This window comes from Streptomyces sp. NPDC005899, assembly GCF_040629645.1.
GTDB lineage: Bacteria > Actinomycetota > Actinomycetes > Streptomycetales > Streptomycetaceae > Streptomyces.
On sequence record NZ_JBEXWB010000400.1, the window covers coordinates 1 to 5,241 of the forward strand.

The 5,241-nt window shown below is 74.9% G+C and carries 4 protein-coding genes; all 4 read left to right on the top strand.

Going from position 1 to position 5,241, the window contains the following annotated elements; all coding sequences use genetic code 11:
• The first annotated feature begins 30 nt into the window (after positions 1–30).
• Positions 31–1,014 (top strand): glycosyltransferase family 9 protein, encoded by a 984-nt coding sequence (locus ABZ371_RS28530; RefSeq protein WP_358684858.1) that lies wholly within the window; start codon positions 31–33, stop codon positions 1,012–1,014.
• A 49-nt stretch (positions 1,015–1,063) separates the two neighbouring features.
• Positions 1,064–1,936 carry a glycosyltransferase gene (locus tag ABZ371_RS28535; protein WP_358684860.1) on the top strand — a complete coding sequence of 291 codons (873 nt, stop codon included), beginning with the start codon at positions 1,064–1,066 and terminating at the stop codon, positions 1,934–1,936.
• The gene (locus ABZ371_RS28540) at positions 1,933–2,829 is read left to right on the top strand and encodes a glycosyltransferase (protein ID WP_358684853.1); all 897 of its coding nucleotides are present in this window, start codon (positions 1,933–1,935) and stop codon (positions 2,827–2,829) included. Before ABZ371_RS28535 ends, ABZ371_RS28540 begins: the two co-directional genes overlap by 4 nt.
• Before the next feature lie 184 nt (positions 2,830–3,013).
• Positions 3,014–5,241: catalase (locus tag ABZ371_RS28545; protein WP_358684856.1), on the top strand; the 2,228-nt coding region annotated here is incomplete at its 3' end.

Below are 5,241 nucleotides of genomic sequence, written 5' to 3' on the forward strand. Positions count from 1 at the left end.
GGTCCAGGGGCCCGGGAGGGCCGCGTCCTCGTGCTCCGCGCCCTGGGCCTCGGTGACCTGCTCGCCGGAATCCCGGCCCTGCGCGCGGTACGCCGGGCCTTTCCGCGGCACGAGACCGTACTCGCCCTCCCGGAGGCCCTGCGCGACGCGGCGCTCGCCACGGGCGCCGTCGACACCGTCCTTCCGGCGTCGGCGCCGGGCCGCGGGGTGCCCGTCCTCACGGGCTGGACGGGCGGGCCGCCGGCACTCGCGATCGATCTGCACGGCAACGGGCCCGAGAGCCACGCGGCACTGGCCGCGCTCCGCCCAGGGCGGCTCCTGTCCTACGCGCGTCCCGACCCCTCCGTCCCCGACCCGCCCCGGTGGCGTTCGGACGAGCACGAGCGGGAGCGCTGGTGCCGCTTCCTGCGGGCCTACGGCATCGACGCCGACGCGGACGACGTGCGGCTGCCACCGCCCTCCCGGCCCTCGCCGGTGCCCGGCGCCGTCGTCGTGCACCCCGGGGCCGACGCACCGGCCCGCTGCTGGCCGGCCGGCCGGTACGCCGAGGTCGTCCGCCGGCTGGCGGCCGCCGGTCACCGGGTCGTCGTGACGGGCGGTCCCGGTGAACAGGAGCTGGCGGCCATGGTGGCCTCCGGGGCGGGACTCGGCCCGGAACACGTGCTGGCCGGCCGGCTGCCGTTCGCGGAACTGTCCGCGGTCGTCGCCGGGGCGGCCTGCCTGCTCAGCGGCGACACCGGGCCGGCGCACCTGGCCGTCGCCCACGGCACACCGTCGGTGACCCTCTTCGGCCCGGTGCCCCCGCGCCTCTGGGGCCCGCCGCCCGGACCGCGCCACGCTGTCCTCTGGCACCCCGGCCCGCCGGGCGACCCGCACGGACGGACCACCGACCCCGCACTGCTGCGCATCGGCACCGGGGAGGTGCTCGACGCGGTCCTGGAACGGGCCGTACGAACGCGGCCGGCCGTGCGCCACGGCGAGGGCACGCCGGCGGAGGCGTGGGGACGTGCCTGAGGAGACGGGGCTGCCCGGCTCCCCGGCCGACGACCGCACGACCGTCGCCATGATCACCAAGGACCGGCCGCGCAGCGCCCTGCGCACCCTTGACCGGCTCGCCGCGCTGCCCGAACGCCCGCCGGTCGTCGTCGTGGACAACGGCGCGGACCCGGCGGCCACCGAGGCGCTGCGGGCGCACCCCGTCCGGGCCGAGGTCCTGACCCCCGGCCGCAACACCGGGGCCGTGGGCCGCAACCTGGCCGTCCGCCAGGCGCGCACCCCGTACGTCGCCTTCAGCGACGACGACTCCTGGTGGCGTCCCGGCGCCCTCGGACGCGCGGCCGACCTCCTCGACACCCACCCCCGCCTCGGGCTGCTCGCGGCCCGCAGCCTCGTCGGACCGCGGGAGGAGGAGGACCCGGTCAACGCGCTGCTGGCCCGCTCCCCGCTGCCGCCGGAACCCGATCTGCCCGGGCGGCCCGTCCTCGGATTCCTCGGCTGCGCGTGCGTCGTCCGCCGCCGCGCCCACCTGGAGACCGGTGGCTACCACCCGCTGCTGTTCTTCGGCGCGGAGGAGACCCTGCTGGCCTACGACCTCGCCGCGGCCGGCTGGGGCGTGGCGTACGAGCCGTCCGTCGTCGCCCACCACCATCCCGACTCCCGCGGGCGGCCAGGCCGCTCCGCCCTCCTGCGCCGCAACGCGCTGCTCACCGACTGGCTGCGCCGTCCGGCGTACGTGGCCGTGCTGCACACCGGGGGACTGGCCGCCTCCGCGGTCCGGGGGGAGCCGGGAGCGGCGGCCGCACTGCGCGGAGCCGCCGTCAGACTGCCCGCCGCCCTGCGGCAGCGGCACCGGCTGCCGGCCAGGGTCGAACACGCGGTCCGGCTGCTCGAACGGCAGGCCCGGACGGACCACCACGAGAAGGTGAAAGGCCGATGAGGGACACCCGTACGACCGTCGTGGTGATCACCCGGAACCGCCGACCCGAACTCCTGCGCACCCTGGGGCTGCTGCGCACCCTTCCGGAGCAGCCCCACGTCATCGTGACGGACAACGACTCGGACGACGGCACGGCCGAGGCCGTCGCGCAGTCGTTCCCCGAGGTGACCCTGCTGAGGCCCGGCCGCAACCTGGGGGCCGTCGGCCGCAACCTCGCCGTACGCCAGGTGCGGACGCCCTACGTGGCGTTCTGCGACGACGACACCTGGTGGGAACCCGGCTCGCTGGCCCATGCCGCCGATCTCCTCGACACGCGCCCGCGGCTGGCCGCCGTGACGGCCCGCATCGTCGTCGAGCCGTCGGGGGAGGAGGACCCCGTCGTGGCCGAACTCCGGGACTCCCCGCTCACCGGGCCCGACTGGCTCCCCGGTCCGGCGCTCGGCTCGTTCCTCGCGGCCGCGACCGTGATGCGCGCGGACGCCTTCCGCGAGGCCGGCGGATTCCACCCGGGGCTGTGGCTGGGTGGCGAGGAGGAACTCCTCGCCACCGACCTGCTCCGGCAGGGCTGGTGGCTCAGCTACGTGCCCGCCCTCCTGATCCACCACGCGGCCTCCACGGTCCGCGACAGCACGGAACGCCGGACCACCGGGCTGCGCAACACGCTCTGGTTCACCTGGCTGCGGCGCCCGTGGGCATCGGCCGTGCGGCGCACCGTCCACCTGCTGCGCACGGTCCCCCGGGACCGGGCGTCGGCGCGCGCCTTCGGCCGCGCGGTGGCGGGGCTGCCCTGGGTGCTGAGGCAGCGCCGGCCCGTACCGCGCGAACTCGAGGCCCGCCTGATGCTTCTCGAGCGGGCGCAGCGCAGATCGACTGCCCGCAGGTACGTCGGGTGAGCGCCCGGGACCCGACGGCGCGCCGCCCGGCGCCCCGGCGGCACACGTGTGATTCGCCTTCGGGAACGCGGGTACAGGCAGACATCTCGACCAGTCGTGACGTTTCGACCTCGGCCGCGGGCAGTTGACAGGCCGGCGCGGACACCGAGGACACACAGCACGGCCCACCGACGTTTGGAGCGACATGACCGACAAGAACCCTCTCAAGGCCGTCGCGGAGAAGGCGGCCGACGCCCTGGGAGTACCCACCGGCCCGGAGGAGGGCATCCCGGGGAAGCCGAACTCGCGGTCCCCGCAGGTCGACGAGCCCACCCGGCCGCGTGAGCCGCTGCCGCCCAAGCCCGACCAGAGCGGGCCGGAGCCGGTGAGCCCCACCGGTCAGCGCACCCCCGCGTCCCGGGCGGACATGGCCCAGGGCGGTGAGTACCTGACCACGGCACAGGGCGCCCGGCTGTACGACACCGATCACTCGCTGAAGGCGGGCCCCAGGGGCCCGGTCCTCATCCAGGACCACCATCTGCGCGAGAAGATCATGCACTTCGACCACGAGCGCATTCCGGAGCGGGTGGTGCACGCGCGGGGCGCCGCGGCGCACGGCGTCTTCCAGGGTTACGGCACCGCCACGGGCGTGTGCAAGGCGGCCTTCCTCGCCAAGGGTGCCGAGACCCCCGTGTTCACGCGCTTCTCGACCGTGCTGGGGTCGCGCGGCTCGTCGGACACGGTGCGCGACACCCGGGGCTTCGCGACGAAGTTCTACACCTCCGAAGGCGTCTTCGACCTCGTGGGCAACAACATCCCGGTCTTCTTCATCCAGGACGCCATCAAGTTCCCCGACGTCATCCACGCGGGCAAGCCGCACCCCGACAGGGAGATCCCGCAGGCACAGAGCGCCCACGACACCTTCTGGGACTTCGTCACCCTGCACACCGAGGCGACCCACCACACGCTGTGGAACATGTCCGACCGGGGCATTCCCCGCTCGTACCGCACCATGGAGGGCTTCGGCGTCCACACCTTCCGGCTGGTCGACGCGGACGGCGGGACCACGCTGGCGAAGTTCCACTGGAAGCCCAAGCTCGGTGTGCACTCCCTCGTCTGGGAGGAGGCGCAGATCATCAACGGTGTCGACCCCGACTTCCACCGCCGGGACCTCGCCGACGCCATCGAGGCCGGCGCCTTCCCGCAGTGGGAGCTGGGGATCCAGACGTTCCCGGACACGCCCGACCAGACGTTCGAAGGTATCGATCTGCTGGACCCGACGAAGATCGTGCCCGAGGAGCTGGCACCGGTGCAGCCGATCGGGCTGCTCACCCTCAACGCCAACCCGACGAACTACTTCGCCGAGACGGAGCAGGTCGCCTTCCACGTCGGCCACCTCGTACCGGGCATCGACGTCACCGACGACCCGCTGCTCGCCGGGCGCCTGTTCTCCTACCTCGACACCCAGATCACCAGGCTGGGCGGGCCCAACTTCGGCCAGCTGCCCATCAACCGCACCCACGCCCCCGTCAACGACATGCTGCGCGACGGCATGCACCAGACGGCGGTGCACCGCGGCGTCGCCCCCTACCGGCCCAACTCGCTCGACGCGGGCTGCCCGTTCCTCGCCGGGGCCGACACCGGGGCGTTCGTCGAGACGCCGGTCACGGTGCCCGAGGCGAGCAAGGTCCGTGCGGCGCCGGAGTCCTTCGCCGACCACTTCACCCAGCCGCGGCTGTTCTGGCTCAGCATGAGCCCGGTGGAGCGGGAGCACATCATCGACGCCTACACCTTCGAGCTCGGCAAGTGCTACGAGCAGGCGGTCAAGGAGCGGGGCCTGCGGGTGCTCGCCAACATCGACCCGGAGCTGTGCGAGCGGGTCGCCACCGGCCTGGGCCTCCCCGCCCCCGCCCCCACGGTGCCCCTCGCGGCCCCGGACCCGAGTCCGGCCCTGTCCCAGCTGGGCCGGACGTGGCCCAGGGACGGCAGGATCATCGGGATCGTCGCCGGTGAGACCAGCGACCTGGCCGGGGTGCGCGAGGTCCGCCGGGCCGTCCTGGAGGCGGGCATGGTCCCCCTCGTCGTCGCCCCCGCCGGCGGCGTGCTCGACGCCGGCGGGGAGCCGGTCACCGTCCAGCGCACCTACGCCACCGCCCGATCGGTGGAGTTCGACGCGATCCTGCTGGCGGGCGCGCCCGGCCGCGGGAAGGACGCCTACGGCGCACGCGACGCGAAGGCGGCGACGGCGGGGTCCGGCTCCCCGGCGACCGACCCCCGGGTCCTCCTGCTGCTGGGAGAGGCGTTCCGCCACGGCAAGACACTGGGCGGCTGGGGCGACGTCACCGCGGTCCTGGAGGCCGCCGGAGCGCCGGCCGCCGCACCGGGCGTCGTGACGGGCGACAGTGCGACCGCCGTGCTGGACCAGGCGGTCGA